We start from the raw sequence: 14,624 nt of genomic DNA, 5'->3' as shown, positions 1-14,624 counted from the left end.
TGCACAAGTCGGTATCCGTACCGGTAAACTCAGTGATAAATCACCTGTAATGCATTCCGTCGGTATATGTTTCGCGACGGCAGAAAGATAACTTGTCATACAACTTTAAAAGGTGAGTGACATCACAAAAGTGCTTTTCTCTGTGTGGTCATTATTTCCCGCCAGCAAAGCCAGAGCTGGCGCGGGCTGGCGGCGAGTTTACCCCCTTGAGGGTAATTTTTTTGTCAGCGTTTATTGATCTAACTCACGAAAATATCTTCGGTCTATAGAAATTGGTGTGATAACTTTGTCAGCATTGAACGTACGCATCTAACGCACTCGTTTAGAGGAAGACGATAATGACCGCTTTTATGACCGAAGATTTCCTGCTGGATACCGAATTTGCTCGCCGTCTGTACCATGATTACGCGAAAGATCAGCCGATTTTCGACTATCACTGCCACCTGCCGCCGCAGCAGATTGCGGACAACTACCGTTTCAAAAACCTGTATGACATCTGGTTGAAAGGCGATCACTATAAGTGGCGTGCGATGCGTACTAACGGCGTGCCTGAGCGCCTGTGTACCGGCGATGCCTCTGACCGCGAGAAGTTTGATGCGTGGGCTGCTACCGTTCCGCACACTATTGGCAACCCGTTATACCACTGGACGCACCTCGAACTGCGCCGCCCGTTTGGTATTACAGGTAAGCTGCTCTCTCCGGCGACCGCCGATGAGATCTGGGAGCAGGGCAACGAACTGCTGGCCCAGGATAAATTCTCCGCGCGCGGCATCATGCAGCAGATGAATGTGAAGATGGTCGGCACCACTGACGATCCGATCGACTCTCTGGAGCATCACGCCAGCGTGGCCAAAGACACCTCTTTCAGCATTAAAGTGCTGCCGAGCTGGCGTCCGGATAAGGCGTTCAACATCGAGCTGGCGACCTTTAACGACTATATGGCGAAGCTGGGTGAAGTCTCTGATACCGATATCCGCCGCTTTAGCGATCTGCAAACCGCGCTGACCAAGCGTCTGGATCACTTTGCCGCCCACGGCTGTAAAGTCTCTGACCATGCGCTGGACGTGGTGCTGTTTGCCGAGGCGAGCGAAGCCGAGCTGGATAGCATTCTTGCACGCCGCCTGGCGGGTGAGACCCTGAGCGAGCGCGAAGTGGCGCAGTTTAAAACCGCCGTGCTGGTCTGGCTGGGTGCAGAGTATGCCCGCCGCGAATGGGTACAGCAGTACCACATCGGCGCGCTGCGTAATAACAACCTGCGCCAGTTCAAACTGCTGGGGCCGGACGTTGGCTTTGACTCCATCAACGACCGCCCGCTGGCGGAAGAGCTCTCTAAGCTGCTCAGCAAGCAGAACGAAGAGAACCTGCTGCCGAAAACCATTCTTTACTGCCTGAACCCGCGCGATAACGAAGTGCTGGGCACCATGATCGGTAACTTCCAGGGTGAAGGTATGCCGGGCAAAATGCAGTTCGGCTCCGGCTGGTGGTTTAACGATCAGAAAGATGGCATGGAGCGTCAGATGACCCAGCTGGCACAGCTTGGCCTGTTAAGCCGCTTTGTCGGCATGCTGACCGATAGCCGTAGCTTCTTGTCCTATACCCGTCACGAATACTTCCGCCGTATCCTGTGCCAGATGATTGGCCGCTGGGTGGCAGCCGGGGAAGCACCGGCAGATATCCAGCTGCTGGGCGAGATGGTGAGAAATATCTGCTTTAACAATGCGCGTGATTACTTCGCGATTGAACTGAACTAAGGCCGTTTGAGGTTGATATGCAATACATCAAGATCCATTCGCTAGATAACGTCGCAGTCGCCCTGGCTGACCTGGCGGAAGGCGCGGAAATTTCTGTCGATAACCACACCGTGCAGCTGCGCCAGCCGGTGGGACGCGGGCATAAGTTTGCCCTGCAGCCCATCCCGCAGGGGCAGAACGTGGTGAAATACGGTCTGCCGATTGGCCACGCCACGGCAGATATCGCAGCGGGTGAATACATTCACTCTCACAATGCGCGCACCAATCTGAGCGATCTGGACGAGTATAGCTATCAACCCGATCTTCAGGCTGTGCAGGCGCAGGCGGCAGATCGCGACGTTGAGATCTACCGCCGGGCCAACGGCGAGGTAGGGATCCGCAATGAACTGTGGATCCTGCCGACCGTCGGCTGCGTCAACGGCATCGCTCGCCAGATCCAGACCCGTTTCTTAAAAGAGACGCAGAATGCTGAAGGCACCGACGGCGTCTTCCTGTTCAGCCACACCTACGGCTGCTCGCAGCTTGGGGACGATCACGTCAACACCCGCACCATGCTGCAAAACATGGTGCGCCACCCTAACGCGGGTGCGGTGCTGGTGATTGGTCTCGGCTGTGAGAACAACCAGGTTGATGTGTTCCGCGAAACGCTGGGCGATTTCGACCCGGACCGCGTCCACTTTATGGTCTGCCAACACCAGGAAGACGAAGTGGAAGCGGGCCTTGAGCATATGCACCAGCTCTATAATGCAATGCGTAACGATAAACGCGAACCGGGCAAGCTGAGCGAGCTGAAGTTTGGTCTCGAGTGCGGCGGCTCCGATGGTCTCTCTGGCATCACCGCCAACCCGATGCTGGGCCGCTTCTCGGACTACGTGATCGGTAACGGCGGCACTACCGTGCTGACCGAGGTGCCTGAGATGTTTGGTGCCGAGCAGATCCTGATGAGCCACTGCCGCGATGAGTCCACGTTTGAAAAAACCGTCACTATGGTGAACGACTTCAAACAGTACTTTATCGCCCACAACCAGCCGATCTACGAGAACCCATCGCCGGGTAACAAAGCGGGCGGCATTACCACCCTGGAAGAGAAGTCGCTGGGCTGCACCCAGAAAGCGGGGGCCAGCCAGGTGGTTGACGTGCTGCGCTACGGTGAGCGTCTGAAAACCCACGGTCTGAACCTGCTGAGCGCGCCGGGTAACGACGCCGTTGCTACCAGTGCGCTGGCCGGTGCGGGCTGCCATATGGTGCTCTTCTCTACCGGACGTGGTACGCCTTACGGCGGCTTTGTGCCAACGGTGAAAATCGCTACCAATAGCGAGCTGGCAGCGAAGAAAAAACACTGGATCGACTTTGACGCCGGACAGCTGATCCACGGCAAACTGATGCCGCAGGTGCTGACTGAGTTTGTGGATACCATCGTTGAGATTGCTAACGGCAAACAGACCTGCAACGAGCGCAACGAGTTCCGCGAGCTGGCGATCTTTAAGAGTGGTGTGACGCTGTAAGCGTGGTGTCGGGTGGCGCTAACGCTTACCCGACCTACGGAACCCTGTAAGCCCGGTAAGGCGTAGCCGCCACCGGGCTTTTGTTTTTAGCTACGCAGGGCGTTTTTCGCCAGGCGTTCATCTTCCGCCATACAGGCTGCGGCGGTAAAGAGCACGTCGGTGGAGGAGTTCAGCGCCGTCTCGCAGGAGTCCTGCAGTACGCCGATGATAAAGCCTACCGCTACCACCTGCATGGCCACATCGTTCGGAATACCAAACATATTACAGGCCAGCGGGATCAGCAGCAGCGAGCCGCCCGCCACGCCGGAGGCACCGCAGGCGCACAGAGAGGCCACCACGCTCAGCAGCAGCGCCGTAGGCAGATCCACCGGAATACCCAGGGTGTGTACTGCCGCCATCGTTAGCACTGTAATGGTGATCGCCGCGCCCGCCATGTTAATGGTCGCGCCCAGCGGCACGGAGACAGAGTAGGTGTCGCGGTCCAGGTTTAGCTTTTTGCACAGCGCCATGTTAACCGGAATATTGGCCGCCGAGCTGCGGGTAAAGAAGGCGTAAACGCCGCTTTCGCGCAGGCAGGTAAACACCAGCGGATAGGGGTTGCGGCGGATCTTCCAGAACACCAGCAGCGGGTTGATGATCAGCGTCACCAGCAGCATACAGCCGATCAGAACCACCAGCAGCTGGGCATAGCCAAACAGGGTGTCGAAACCGGTGGTGGCGAGGGTAGAGGCAACCAGGCCGAAGATACCGATGGGGGCGAAGCGGATCACCAGCTGCACCATAAAGGTTACCGCGTTCGAGAAGTCGTTGATCAGATCCTTCGTGCTCTCGTTGCCGTGACGCAGGGCGAAGCCCAGACCGATAGCCCAGACCAGAATGCCGATGTAGTTGGCGTTCAACAGGGCGTCTACCGGGTTGGAAACCATGCTCAGCAGCAGGCCGCGCAACACCTCGACGATGCCAGACGGCGGCGTGATTTCAGCCGCGCCGGTGACCAGCTGCAGCGTCGAAGGAAACAGGAAGCTGAACACCACCGCCGTCAGCGCGGCGGAGAAGGTACCCAGCAGATAGAGAAACAGAATAGGGCGGATGCTGGTTTTCTGGCCGTGCTGATGGTTGGCGATGGAGGCCATAACCAGCATCAAAACCAGCACCGGCGCGACGGCCTTCAGCGCGCCAACGAAGAGAGTGCCGAGCAGGCCCACGGCAATCGCCGCAGGTTTCGAGATCCACGCCAGTAGAATACCGAACACCAGCCCGACAAGGATCTGTTTTACAAGGCTGCCCCGCATAATATGCTTGAGCAGGCCAGACGGTTGTGTCGCCATGATAGTTCCTTAAGTGAAATTGCGTTCCAGCCGAAGTGTGCTCTATGTCACGTTTATGTCCGGATGTAACTAAATGTTTGCCTGGTTGAGTATATGGAAAGAACTATTGAGGGGAAGTGCAACGTGCTGGATTTTACGTACTGCGTCAAAGTTTTTAACTAAGTATTTACATTTTTCCGGGCGGCGCTCACGCCGCCCGGCGTAATGGTTATGAGAGTCGCTGCTTCTTGTCGTTCTGATGGTTAACCCAGGCATTGATCAGCAGGGTCACCGCCAGGATGCCGCCCACCACGCCCAGCGAGATAGCGATCGGGATATGGTAGAAATCGACGATCAGCATCTTGATACCGATAAACACCAGGATCACCGACAGGCCATACTTCAGCATCGCAAAACGCTCCGCCACGCCCGCCAGCAGGAAGTACATCGCACGCAGGCCGAGGATCGCGAACAGGTTCGAGGTCAGCACGATAAACGGATCGGTGGTGACGGCGAAGATCGCCGGGATGCTATCGACAGCGAAGATCACGTCGCTCAGCTCAACGAGGATCAGCACCAGCAGCAGCGGTGTGGCATACAGCAGGCCGTTGTGCCGCACAAAGAAGTGCTCATTCTCAATGGTATCGGTCATGCGCAGATGGCCGCGCAACCAGCGCACCATCGGCTTGTCGCCAATTCCGGCTTCGTCCTCTTTCGCCAGCGCCATCTTGACCCCGGTAAAGAGCAGGAAGGCGCCGAAGACGTAGAGCAGCCACTCGAACTGGGAGATCAGCCAGCTACCGGCGAAGATCATGATAGTACGCAGCACAATTGCGCCCATTACGCCGTAGATCAATACCCGGCGCTGTAGGGCAGGCGGGATAGAGAAGTAGCTGAACAGCATCAGCCAGACAAAGACGTTATCCACCGCCAGCGCTTTTTCGATCAGGTAGCCGGTAAGGAAGGCGAGCGCCTGTGGGTCGGCCACCGCCCGGCCTTCGGTAGAGGCGAGATACCACCAGAAGGCAGCGTTAAACAGCAGCGAGAGGGTGACCCACAGGATCGACCAGCCGGCCGCCTGTTTCATGGTCATGGTATGGGTGCCACGACGGCCATGAAGCAGAAGGTCGATAGCCAGCATGATCACAACGACTACAGCGAATCCGCCCCACAGGAGCGGTGTGCCGACACTATTCATAGAGAGTTTCCTTGCAATAAAAACAAAAACGGCCAACGTCGAAAGACGGCAGCCGCTTGTTTTAGATGCACAGGGCCTCGCCTTTCGGCAAGGTCTCACTTACACCCTGTTCAGGATGCCCGGCGACCGGATGCGTAAACGCATCGTAATGACGACCTGCCGGCGAAGAAGTTACTCCCCTTTGCTAGTAACAAAATATGTCAGAGCAGAGAGGGCGTCAATGTCAGCCCCCTCCGGTTTTACATACCTTTACGCCGGTGAGCGAGTTGCAGGTGTGGTGTCTGCAGGGAACACCACGCCCGTCTGGCGACGGATCTCGGTAAGCAGATTCGCCGTAATGCGGCTCACCTCAAGACCCGCGTGGTTAACCGCGTTGTCATCCACCAGCTGAGCAAACCGCTCCGCTTCATAGAGCATGGTGTTGATATGCTGCGGCTGGGTGATCTCCTGCGGCTTGCCGCCGCGCGGCACAAACGACACGCGCTGGCACTCGGAGAGCTGCTCAATCACCAGCGCGCCATCTTCCCCCTGGATCTCGCTGGCCAACGAGGAGTCGCTGACCTTGGAGTGCTGCAACGTGACGCTGAAGTCACCGTAGTTCAGCACTGCCACGCCGTGGCCGTCAACACCGCTCGGCAGCAGGCTGGCGGTAGCCTGCACGCTCTGCGGCTCGCCCCACAGCGCCACCGCTGAGGCCAGGCAGTAGAAGCCAATATCCATGATCGAGCCGTTAGAGAAGGCCGGATTGAAGGTATTAGGGTTCTCGCCGTTGAGGTAGCGCTGATAGCGCGAAGAGTACTGGCAGTAGTTAAAGAACACCTTCCGCAGCTTACCTATCTTCGGCAGGGACTGCTGCAGCAGCAGGAAGTTGGGCAGCGCGCCGGTTTTAAAGGCTTCAAACAGCACTACGCCGTTCTCCCGCGCGACCGCGATGGCCGCCTCGACCTCTTGCAAGTTTGAGGCCAGCGGCTTCTCGCAGATCACATGCTTCTTATGACGCAAAAAGAGCGCGGTTTGTGAGAAGTGCAGAGAGTTGGGGCTAGCGACATAGACCGCATCAATAGCGTCACTCTGGGCCAGGGCGTCGAGAGAGGTAAAGAGGTGCTCGACGGGATAATCGCTGGCAAAGTGCTCGGCCTGCTCAAGGCTGCGGGAGTAAACGCCGGTCAGCTTCAGCTTGCCGGTCTCATGGGCGGCATCAACGAACTGGCGGGTGATCCAGTTGGTGCCAACGACTGCGAAACGTATCATAAATCCTTTATGCTCCATCGGGGACAGTCTGCCCAATGTAGCATGTCAGGATGACAAAACGAGTGCGCTATTGCGCAAAATCGCTAAGGGAGCGGTGGGTCAGCCACAGGCGGGTATCGAACTCCAGCTGGTGGTACTGCGGCTCCATATGGCAGCAGAGCTGGTAGAAGGCTTTGTCATGCTCCTTCTCCTTCAGGTGCGCCAGCTCGTGGACGGCGATCATGCGCAAGAACGGCTCCGGCGCGCTGCGGAACACGGTGGCGATGCGGATCTCTGCCTTGGCCTTCAGCTTGCCGCCCTGCACCCGAGAGACGGCGGTATGCAGACCGAGGGCGTTCTTCAGGACGTGGATCTTATTGTCGTAGGCCACCTTGTTAATCGGCGGCGCGTTGCGCAGGAACTCGCTTTTCAGATCCTGAATATAGCTGTACAGCGCTTTGTCGGTGGTGACGTTGTGCTGGCCCGGATAGCGCTTCTCCAGCACCTCGCCGAGGCGATTTTGCGCAATGAGCGACTGCACCTGGGCCAGCAGATTTTCCGGATAGCCCTGGAGATAGAGAAGATTGCTCATTATTGCCCCGCGATAACAGTTAAAAAAGGGTATACTCACGCCCCCGCTCAGGGGACAACACCGAATTTTACCATCCAGGAGGGCCGATGAGCCATTCAGACAACGGTTTCCGTTCACTTAATTTAAAGCGTTTTCCGGAAACGGACGACGTCAACCCGCTGCAGGCGTGGGAAGCGGCCGATGAGTATCTGCTGCAGCAGCTGGACGAAACCGAAATCAGCGGCCCGGTCCTGATTTTTAACGATGCCTTTGGTGCGCTGGCCTGCGCGCTGGTGGAACATACGCCTTTCAGCATCGGCGACTCCTACTTAAGCGAGCTGGCGACCCGGGAGAACCTGCGTCACAACGAGCTGGATGAGGGCAGCGTCACCTTCCTCGACAGCACCGCTGCGTATCCGGCCGCGCCGGGCGTGGTGCTGATCAAGATCCCAAAAACGCTGGCGCTGCTGGAGCAGCAGCTGCGTGCGCTGCGCCAGGTCGTGACGCCAGAGACGCGGATCATTGCCGGCACCAAAGCCCGTGATATCCACAACTCCACCCTGGAGCTGTTCGAGAAGATCCTCGGGCCGACCACCACCACGCTGGCGTGGAAAAAGGCGCGGCTGGTGAACTGTACCTTTAACGCCCCGGCATTAAACGATGTGCAAGAGACCCTGAGCTGGACGCTGGACGGTACGCCGTGGACTATCCATAACCACGCCAACGTCTTCTCCCGTACCGGGCTGGATATTGGCGCGCGCTTCTTCCTTCAGCACCTGCCGGAAAATCTGGAGGGGGAGATTGTCGATCTCGGCTGCGGTAACGGCGTGATTGGTCTGACTCTGTTGGAGAAGAACCCTGAGGCGCAGGTGGTGTTTGTCGATGAGTCGCCGATGGCAGTGGCCTCCAGCCGCCTGAACGTTGAGACCAACATGCCCGAGGCGCAGGATCGCTGCGAGTTTATGATCAACAACGCGCTCTCCGGCGTAGAGCCGTACCGCTTCAACGCGGTGTTCTGCAACCCGCCGTTCCACCAGAAGCACGCCCTGACGGATCATATTGCCTGGGAGATGTTCCACCACGCCCGCCGCTGCCTGAAAACCAACGGCGAGCTCTATATCGTGGCTAACCGCCACCTGGACTACTTCCATAAGCTGAAGAAGATCTTCGGCAACTGCACCACCGTTGCTACCAACAGCAAGTTTGTGGTGCTGAAGGCGGTGAAGCTGGCGCGCAGGCGTTAATTCCCATTACGTTGGGCCTCGTAATGTTGTAGGCCCGGTAAGCGCAGCGCCACCGGGCATGACTGAACTTCCGCCGGACGGCGCTACGCTTGCACCGGCCTACGTTGATCCGGCGTCGTCTTAAATTTCGAGAGCCAATTTTGTTCCCTGCGCGATGGCGCGGCGGGCGTCCAGCTCCATCGCCACGTCGCAGCCGCCAATCAGATGCACCGTTTTTCCTGCCGCCCGCAGCGGATCGGCCAGATCCCGGCGCGGCTCCTGACCGGCGCAAAGCACGACGTGATCCACCGCTAACAGCTGCGGTTCGCCGTCGATCAGCACGTGCAGCCCCTCGTCGTCGATCTTCTGATAGCTTACCGCCGGGATCATCTTCACCCCGCGCGACAGCAGCGTAGCGCGGTGGATCCAGCCGGTGGTTTTCCCCAGCCCCTCGCCGGGTTTACCTGGCTTACGCTGAAGCATCACAATCTGCCTCGGGCTTTTCGGCTGCAACGCCCCCTCGGGACGCAGGCCGCCCACCTCCTGCAGGCTGGTATCGATCCCCCACTCAACGCAAAACTCAGCGATATTCTGGCTGGAGGACGCTCCCGGCTGGCTCAGGTACATGGCGGTATCGAAGCCGATGCCGCCGCCGCCGATAATCGCCACCTTCGCGCCCACCGGCACCTTATCGCGCAGCACCGCCAGATAGGTCAGCACCTTCGGGTGATCGATCCCCTCGATCGGCGGGATCCGCGGCTCGATGCCGCAGGCGAGGATCGTCTCGTCAAAATCGATAAGATCCTCCGCGGTCACCAGCCGGTTGAGCTGCAAACGGATGCCGGTAATGTCGATCATCCGCCGGTAGTAGCGCAGGGTTTCATAGAACTCCTCTTTGCCTGGGATCTGCCTGGCGATAGTAAACTGGCCGCCGATCTCTGCTCCGGCATCGAACAGGGTGACCTGATGGCCGCGCTGGGCAGCGTTCACTGCAAAGGCCAGCCCCGCCGGACCTGCACCGACCACCGCCAGCTTTTTCGCTGTTGATGCCGGAACGATCGGCATGATCGTCTCGTGACAGGCGCGGGGATTAACCAGGCAGGAGGTCACCTTGCCAGCGAAAATTTGATCGAGGCAGGCCTGGTTGCAGCCGATACAGGTGTTGATCTCCGCCTCGCGACCGCTCTGCGCCTTCGACAGGATCTCCCCGTCGGCGAGAAAAGGGCGGGCCATCGACACCATATCGGCATCGCCGCGCGCCAGCACCTCGTCGGCAACGCCGGGATCGTTAATGCGGTTGGTGGTGATTAGCGGCAGCGAGACGTGGCCCTTCAGCTTGCGTGTCACCCAGCTAAAGGCAGCACGCGGCACCGGCGTGGCGATGGTGGGAATGCGCGCCTCGTGCCAGCCAATCCCGGTGTTGATCAAGGTTGCCCCTGCGGCCTCCACGGCTTTGGCCAGCTGCACCGTCTCCTCGAACGTGCCGCCGTCCTCGACTAAATCGAGCATCGACAGGCGGTAGATAATGATAAAATCGCTGCCCACGCGCTGGCGCACGGCGCGCACCACTTCGGTCGCAAAACGCATCCGCCGGGCGTAATCACCTCCCCACTCATCCTCGCGTTGGTTGGTACGGGCCGCGAGAAACTCGTTAATCAGATACCCCTCCGAACCCATGATTTCCACCCCATCATAGCCCGCCTCGCGGGCAAGCAGGGCGCAGCGGGCGAAATCATCGACCAGGGCCAGGATCTCATCGTGGGTCAGGGCATGGGGGGTAAAGCGGTTGATAGGCGCCCGGATAGCCGACGGGGCCACCAGCTGCGGCTGGTAGCTGTAACGCCCGGTGTGCAGGATCTGCAGGGCGATTTTACCGCCCTCCTGATGTACCGCCTCGGTGACTAACTGGTGATGCGGGAGCTGACTGGCATCACACAGCGCCGCGCCGCCCGCCATCGTCACCCCGGAGAGCGCTGGCGCCACGCCGCCGGTGACAATCAGCGCCACGCCGTGACGGGCGCGCTCGGCGTAGAAGGCCGCGAGGCGCGCAGGGCCGTCGGGGCGTTCTTCAAGGCCGGTATGCATCGAGCCCATCAGCACGCGGTTTTTTAGGGTGGTAAAGCCCAGATCGAGAGGGGCAAACAGCGACGAATAGCGCATTGTCTCTTCCAGTATAAAATTATTGTTATGTGGTCGGATGAGTTCTAATTTAGCCGTCGCAAGATAAAAGGGAAAAGGCGCGTGAAGCAGTTGTGATGAGATTCAAAGAATGGCGTTGGCCCCCATCCGCAAACAGGGGCCAACGTAGTCAGGCTTTTTCAGTCGAGACGCTCAGCGCCGCCAGCGCCAGCCCGGCGGCTTTCAGCACCTGCTCGCACTGCTCAACCGTCAGGGTTAACGGCGGTTCGATACGAATGGTTTTGGCATTGTTCAGCGTACCCGCTACCAGCACGCGCTGGCGGAACATCTCGCTGGCAAAGTTGTACCCGCTCTCGTTGTCGACAAACTCAATCGCCATCAGCATCCCTTTGCCACGCACGTCGTACACCAGCTCCGGGTACTGACGCGCCAGCAGGCGGAAGCCATCCAGCAGCATGTCGCCTTTCTGCTCGGCCTGTGCCGGTAGGTTCTCCTCCAGCAGCACGTTGATGGTCGCCAGCGCCGCGGCACAGGCCAGCGGGTTGCCACCAAAGGTAGTGGTGTGCAGGAACGGATTGTCGAACAGCACCGAGAAGACCTCTTCGGTGGCAATGGTCGCGCCGATGGGCATCACACCGCCGCCGAGTGCCTTAGCAAGGCAGAGGATATCCGGCTGCACGTTCTCATGCTCGCAGGCGAACATTCTGCCGGTACGGCCCATGCCGGTCTGCACCTCATCAAAGATCAGCAGCGCGCCAAACTCATCGCACAGCTTACGCACGGCAGGGAGGTATCCCGTCGGTGGCAGGATCACACCGCCTTCGCCCTGAATCGGCTCGAGGATCACTGCCGCCACGTCATCACCGGTTTTATGACACTCGGAGAGCAGGGTGCGCATGGCCTCGATATCGCCGAAGGGAACATGGCGGAAGCCCGGCAGCAGCGGCATAAAGGGTTTACGGAAGGCAGATTTTGCCGTCGCGGAGAGCGCGCCAAGGGATTTGCCGTGGAATGCGCCGCTGGTGGCGACAAAGGTAAACTTCCCGCGCGGCGACTGATAGGCCTTCGCCAGCTTGAGGGCAGCTTCAATGGACTCGGTGCCGCTGTTGCTAAAGAAGCTGTACTTGAGTTTGCCCGGTGCGAGGGCGGCGAGGGTTTTTGCCAGCATGGCCCGGAGCGGATCGAGCAGCTCCTGGCTGTGAAGCGGTTGTTTCGCGAGCTGATTCTGTACGGCGGAAACCACAACTGGATTACGGTGCCCCACGTTAAAAATGCCAAATCCACCCAGGCAATCTAAAAACTCCTGTCCCTGGGTGTCGACAAGCGTATTGAGACTTCCTGCTTGCCACTCTACGGCTCCGTAATCCCCGCCAGCAGTTACAGACTTGCGGTACTCTAAAAATCCAGGGTTAACATGCTCTTTAAAGTAATCAATCACCTCTCGGTTAAGTTCTTTCATCTCCTCATGATCAAGCGTTCGCTTCTCAATGAGGTTCAGGGCGTGTGCGCTGCAGGCGAGGGCCGATGCGCTGGAAGGTAACCTGTTCAAAATGAGCTCCCGGGGATGGCGTATCACGCGATACTGCATAAATTATTGCAGGGATTACGCCACTTCGGCATGGGTAGCAAAAATCGGGATAAACGCCAGGTCAAAACCGCGCTGCGCAAAATTTAATCATGCCAAATTATGTCAAGCGTAAGTCACCGCTGAGTCTTTTATAAAGGATTTTGCGAACTTACGTCGCGCCCTGCACCAACATAGTGCAAGGCGTGCTGTACAAACGGGCACGGCAGTTAAGACTTTTTAGGTAGTTTCATTCCGAAAGTATTTGAAATCAATATATTAGAAGGGCGCATAAAAAGTGCGGTTTAGTGATATTTTGCGATCGCGATCGGTTTTAACAACTAAAGATAAATTTTTTACCGCCGAAAAATGATTAGTCTAAAAAATTAACATATAACACCTGCAAGGAATGCCCGCCATGTCCTCTCAACGCTACGTCACCCAGAATGAGTATCCGCTGGACGATGACACGACCCTCATGTCGACCACCGATCTGCAAAGCTACCTGACCCATGCTAACGACACCTTTGTGCAGGTGAGCGGCTATACGCTGGATGAGCTGCTGGGTCAGCCGCACAACCTGGTACGCCACCCGGATATGCCGAAAGCGGCCTTTGCCGACATGTGGTACACGCTCCAGCAGGGTGAGCCGTGGAGCGGCATTGTAAAAAACCGCCGTAAAAATGGCGATCACTACTGGGTACGGGCTAACGCGGTGCCGGTGGTGCGTAACGGCCAGACTACGGGCTATATGTCGATCCGTAACCGGGCGACGCCGGAAGAGATTGCTGCCGTTGAGCCGCTCTACAAGGCGCTAAATGAAGGGCGCTGCAACAGGCGGATCCATAAAGGTCTGGTGGTGCGTAAAGGCTGGCTCGGCAAACTGCCAGCCATGCCGCTGCGCTGGCGGGTCCGCGGCGTGATGGCGGTGCTGTTTGCGCTGATGGCGGGCTCGCTCATGCTAAGCCATGCCGGATGGAGCGCGCTGGCGGCCAGCGCGGTGGTAATGCTGCTGGGTACGTGGCTGTTTGAGCAGCAGATCGTCCGTCCGGTAGAGAACGTGGCGCGTCAGGCGCTGAAGGTCGCCACCGGCGAGCAGAATAGCGTGGAGCATTTGAACCGTAGCGACGAGCTGGGGCTCACTCTGCGCGCGGTCGGCCAGCTGGGCCTGATGTGCCGCTGGTTAATTAATGATATTTCCGGTCAAGTGGCCAGCGTACGTAACGGCAGCGATCGCCTGGCACAGGGCAATGAAGATCTCAACGACCGCACCCGCCAGACGGTCACCAACGTTCAGCAGACCGTGGCCACCATGAACCAGATGGCGGCGTCGGTGCAGAGCAACTCTGAAACCGCAGCCGAAGTCGATAAGCTGTCGATGGCGGCGAGCACGGCAGCAAGCGAAGGCGGAGAGGCAATGCAGACGGTAGTGAAAACGATGGATGATATTGCCGACAGCACGCAGCGCATCGGCTCTATCACCTCGCTTATCAATGATATTGCTTTCCAGACCAACATTCTGGCGCTCAACGCCGCGGTAGAAGCGGCCCGCGCCGGGGAGCAGGGTAAGGGCTTTGCTGTCGTAGCCGGAGAGGTCCGACACCTGGCGAACCGCAGCGCCAACGCGGCAAATGATATCCGCAAGCTGATTGATGCCAGCGCCAGCAAGGTGCAGTCTGGGGCGGATCAGGTCCACGCCGCCGGACGTACTATGGATGATATCGTAGAGCAGGTGAAAAACGTCACGCGCCTGATTGCCCAGATCAGCCACTCTACCTCTGAGCAGGCTACCGGGCTGTCGGAGCTCACTCGGGCGGTGGCCGAGCTGGACGGCATCACGCAAAAAAATGCTGAGCTGGTCGAGGAGAGTGCGCAAATTTCGGCGATGGTTAAGCATCGCGCTAACCGTCTGGAAGATGCCGTTACCGTCCTGCATTAATTAGCATCGTTTATTCATGCCGCCGGGTTTATTGCAATCCGGCGGCTTTTTTTTGCAATTGTGTAATTGATTTTTAATATATTTGTTAAATCGTGCTACTAACGGTCATATAACGATCGATGCTTCGTAATTAATAGTCTCCGCCTATTTATCCTCGGAATTATCCAATATAAAAACGATCAAAGTCATAAAGTTAG

10 protein-coding genes are annotated in these 14,624 nt (G+C 58.0%); 4 read left to right on the top strand and 6 right to left on the bottom strand.

Annotated features, from left to right (window positions below):
* Positions 1–338 precede the first annotated feature (338 nt).
* A complete protein-coding gene (uxaC, locus tag RTX96_RS07510; protein ID WP_312670652.1) occupies positions 339–1,751 on the top strand; it encodes a glucuronate isomerase in 1,413 nt (470 codons plus the stop codon).
* Between the two features lie 17 nt (positions 1,752–1,768).
* Positions 1,769–3,256, top strand: coding sequence for a UxaA family hydrolase (locus RTX96_RS07505; RefSeq protein ID WP_144817534.1), 1,488 nt, complete (start codon positions 1,769–1,771; stop codon positions 3,254–3,256).
* A gap of 86 nt (positions 3,257–3,342) precedes the next feature.
* On the opposite strand, the gene sstT is transcribed toward RTX96_RS07505, so the two are convergent.
* The 4 genes from sstT to RTX96_RS07485 form a co-directional block, all read right to left on the bottom strand.
* Positions 3,343–4,584 carry a serine/threonine transporter SstT gene (gene sstT, locus RTX96_RS07500; protein WP_312670651.1) on the bottom strand — a complete coding sequence of 414 codons (1,242 nt, stop codon included), beginning with the start codon at positions 4,582–4,584 and terminating at the stop codon, positions 3,343–3,345.
* A gap of 208 nt (positions 4,585–4,792) precedes the next feature.
* The gene (locus RTX96_RS07495) at positions 4,793–5,761 is read right to left on the bottom strand and encodes a TerC family protein (RefSeq protein ID WP_312670650.1); all 969 of its coding nucleotides are present in this window, start codon (positions 5,759–5,761) and stop codon (positions 4,793–4,795) included.
* Positions 5,762–6,010: 249 nt separating this feature from the next.
* Positions 6,011–7,012 (bottom strand): Gfo/Idh/MocA family oxidoreductase, encoded by a 1,002-nt coding sequence (locus tag RTX96_RS07490; RefSeq protein WP_312670649.1) that lies wholly within the window; start codon positions 7,010–7,012, stop codon positions 6,011–6,013.
* A gap of 67 nt (positions 7,013–7,079) precedes the next feature.
* Positions 7,080–7,583, bottom strand: a complete 504-nt coding sequence (locus RTX96_RS07485; protein ID WP_103821291.1) for a YgjP-like metallopeptidase domain-containing protein — start codon at positions 7,581–7,583, stop codon at positions 7,080–7,082.
* 86 nt (positions 7,584–7,669) lie between these two features.
* Between RTX96_RS07485 and rlmG the strand changes: the two genes are divergently transcribed.
* Complete coding sequence (gene rlmG / locus RTX96_RS07480) at positions 7,670–8,806, top strand: 23S rRNA (guanine(1835)-N(2))-methyltransferase RlmG (protein WP_103821290.1); 1,137 nt, start codon at positions 7,670–7,672, stop codon at positions 8,804–8,806.
* Positions 8,807–8,926: 120 nt separating this feature from the next.
* Here rlmG and RTX96_RS07475 read toward each other — a convergent pair whose 3' ends face one another.
* Together RTX96_RS07475 and ygjG are read right to left on the bottom strand one after the other, a co-directional pair.
* On the bottom strand, positions 8,927–10,945 hold the full coding sequence (locus tag RTX96_RS07475; protein WP_312670648.1) for an NADPH-dependent 2,4-dienoyl-CoA reductase: 2,019 nt from the start codon (positions 10,943–10,945) through the stop codon (positions 8,927–8,929).
* A 148-nt stretch (positions 10,946–11,093) separates the two neighbouring features.
* A complete protein-coding gene (gene ygjG, locus RTX96_RS07470) occupies positions 11,094–12,473 on the bottom strand; it encodes a putrescine aminotransferase (RefSeq protein WP_312268609.1) in 1,380 nt (459 codons plus the stop codon).
* Positions 12,474–12,906: 433 nt separating this feature from the next.
* Between ygjG and RTX96_RS07465 the strand changes: the two genes are divergently transcribed.
* Positions 12,907–14,427 (top strand): PAS domain-containing methyl-accepting chemotaxis protein, encoded by a 1,521-nt coding sequence (locus RTX96_RS07465; protein ID WP_103821287.1) that lies wholly within the window; start codon positions 12,907–12,909, stop codon positions 14,425–14,427.
* Positions 14,428–14,624: the final 197 nt, after the last annotated feature.

The organism is Pseudescherichia sp. (assembly GCF_032052675.1).
Lineage (GTDB): Bacteria > Pseudomonadota > Gammaproteobacteria > Enterobacterales > Enterobacteriaceae > Pseudescherichia.
The sequence above is the reverse complement of the archived record's forward strand: the minus strand, read 5'-3'. Positions and strand labels throughout refer to the sequence as shown.

What these genes read in the sequence shown, in the direction of transcription:
- RTX96_RS07490 (WP_312670649.1), bottom strand. Translation starts at nt 7,012, where the DNA reads ATGATACGTTTCGCAGTCGTTGGCACCAACTGGATCACCCGCCAGTTC.
- RTX96_RS07495 (WP_312670650.1), bottom strand. Translation starts at nt 5,761, where the DNA reads ATGAATAGTGTCGGCACACCGCTCCTGTGGGGCGGATTCGCTGTAGTC.
- RTX96_RS07475 (WP_312670648.1), bottom strand. Translation starts at nt 10,945, where the DNA reads ATGCGCTATTCGTCGCTGTTTGCCCCTCTCGATCTGGGCTTTACCACC.
- RTX96_RS07485 (WP_103821291.1), bottom strand. Translation starts at nt 7,583, where the DNA reads ATGAGCAATCTTCTCTATCTCCAGGGCTATCCGGAAAATCTGCTGGCC.
- rlmG (WP_103821290.1), top strand. Translation starts at nt 7,670, where the DNA reads ATGAGCCATTCAGACAACGGTTTCCGTTCACTTAATTTAAAGCGTTTT.
- uxaC (WP_312670652.1), top strand. Translation starts at nt 339, where the DNA reads ATGACCGCTTTTATGACCGAAGATTTCCTGCTGGATACCGAATTTGCT.
- sstT (WP_312670651.1), bottom strand. Translation starts at nt 4,584, where the DNA reads ATGGCGACACAACCGTCTGGCCTGCTCAAGCATATTATGCGGGGCAGC.
- RTX96_RS07465 (WP_103821287.1), top strand. Translation starts at nt 12,907, where the DNA reads ATGTCCTCTCAACGCTACGTCACCCAGAATGAGTATCCGCTGGACGAT.
- RTX96_RS07505 (WP_144817534.1), top strand. Translation starts at nt 1,769, where the DNA reads ATGCAATACATCAAGATCCATTCGCTAGATAACGTCGCAGTCGCCCTG.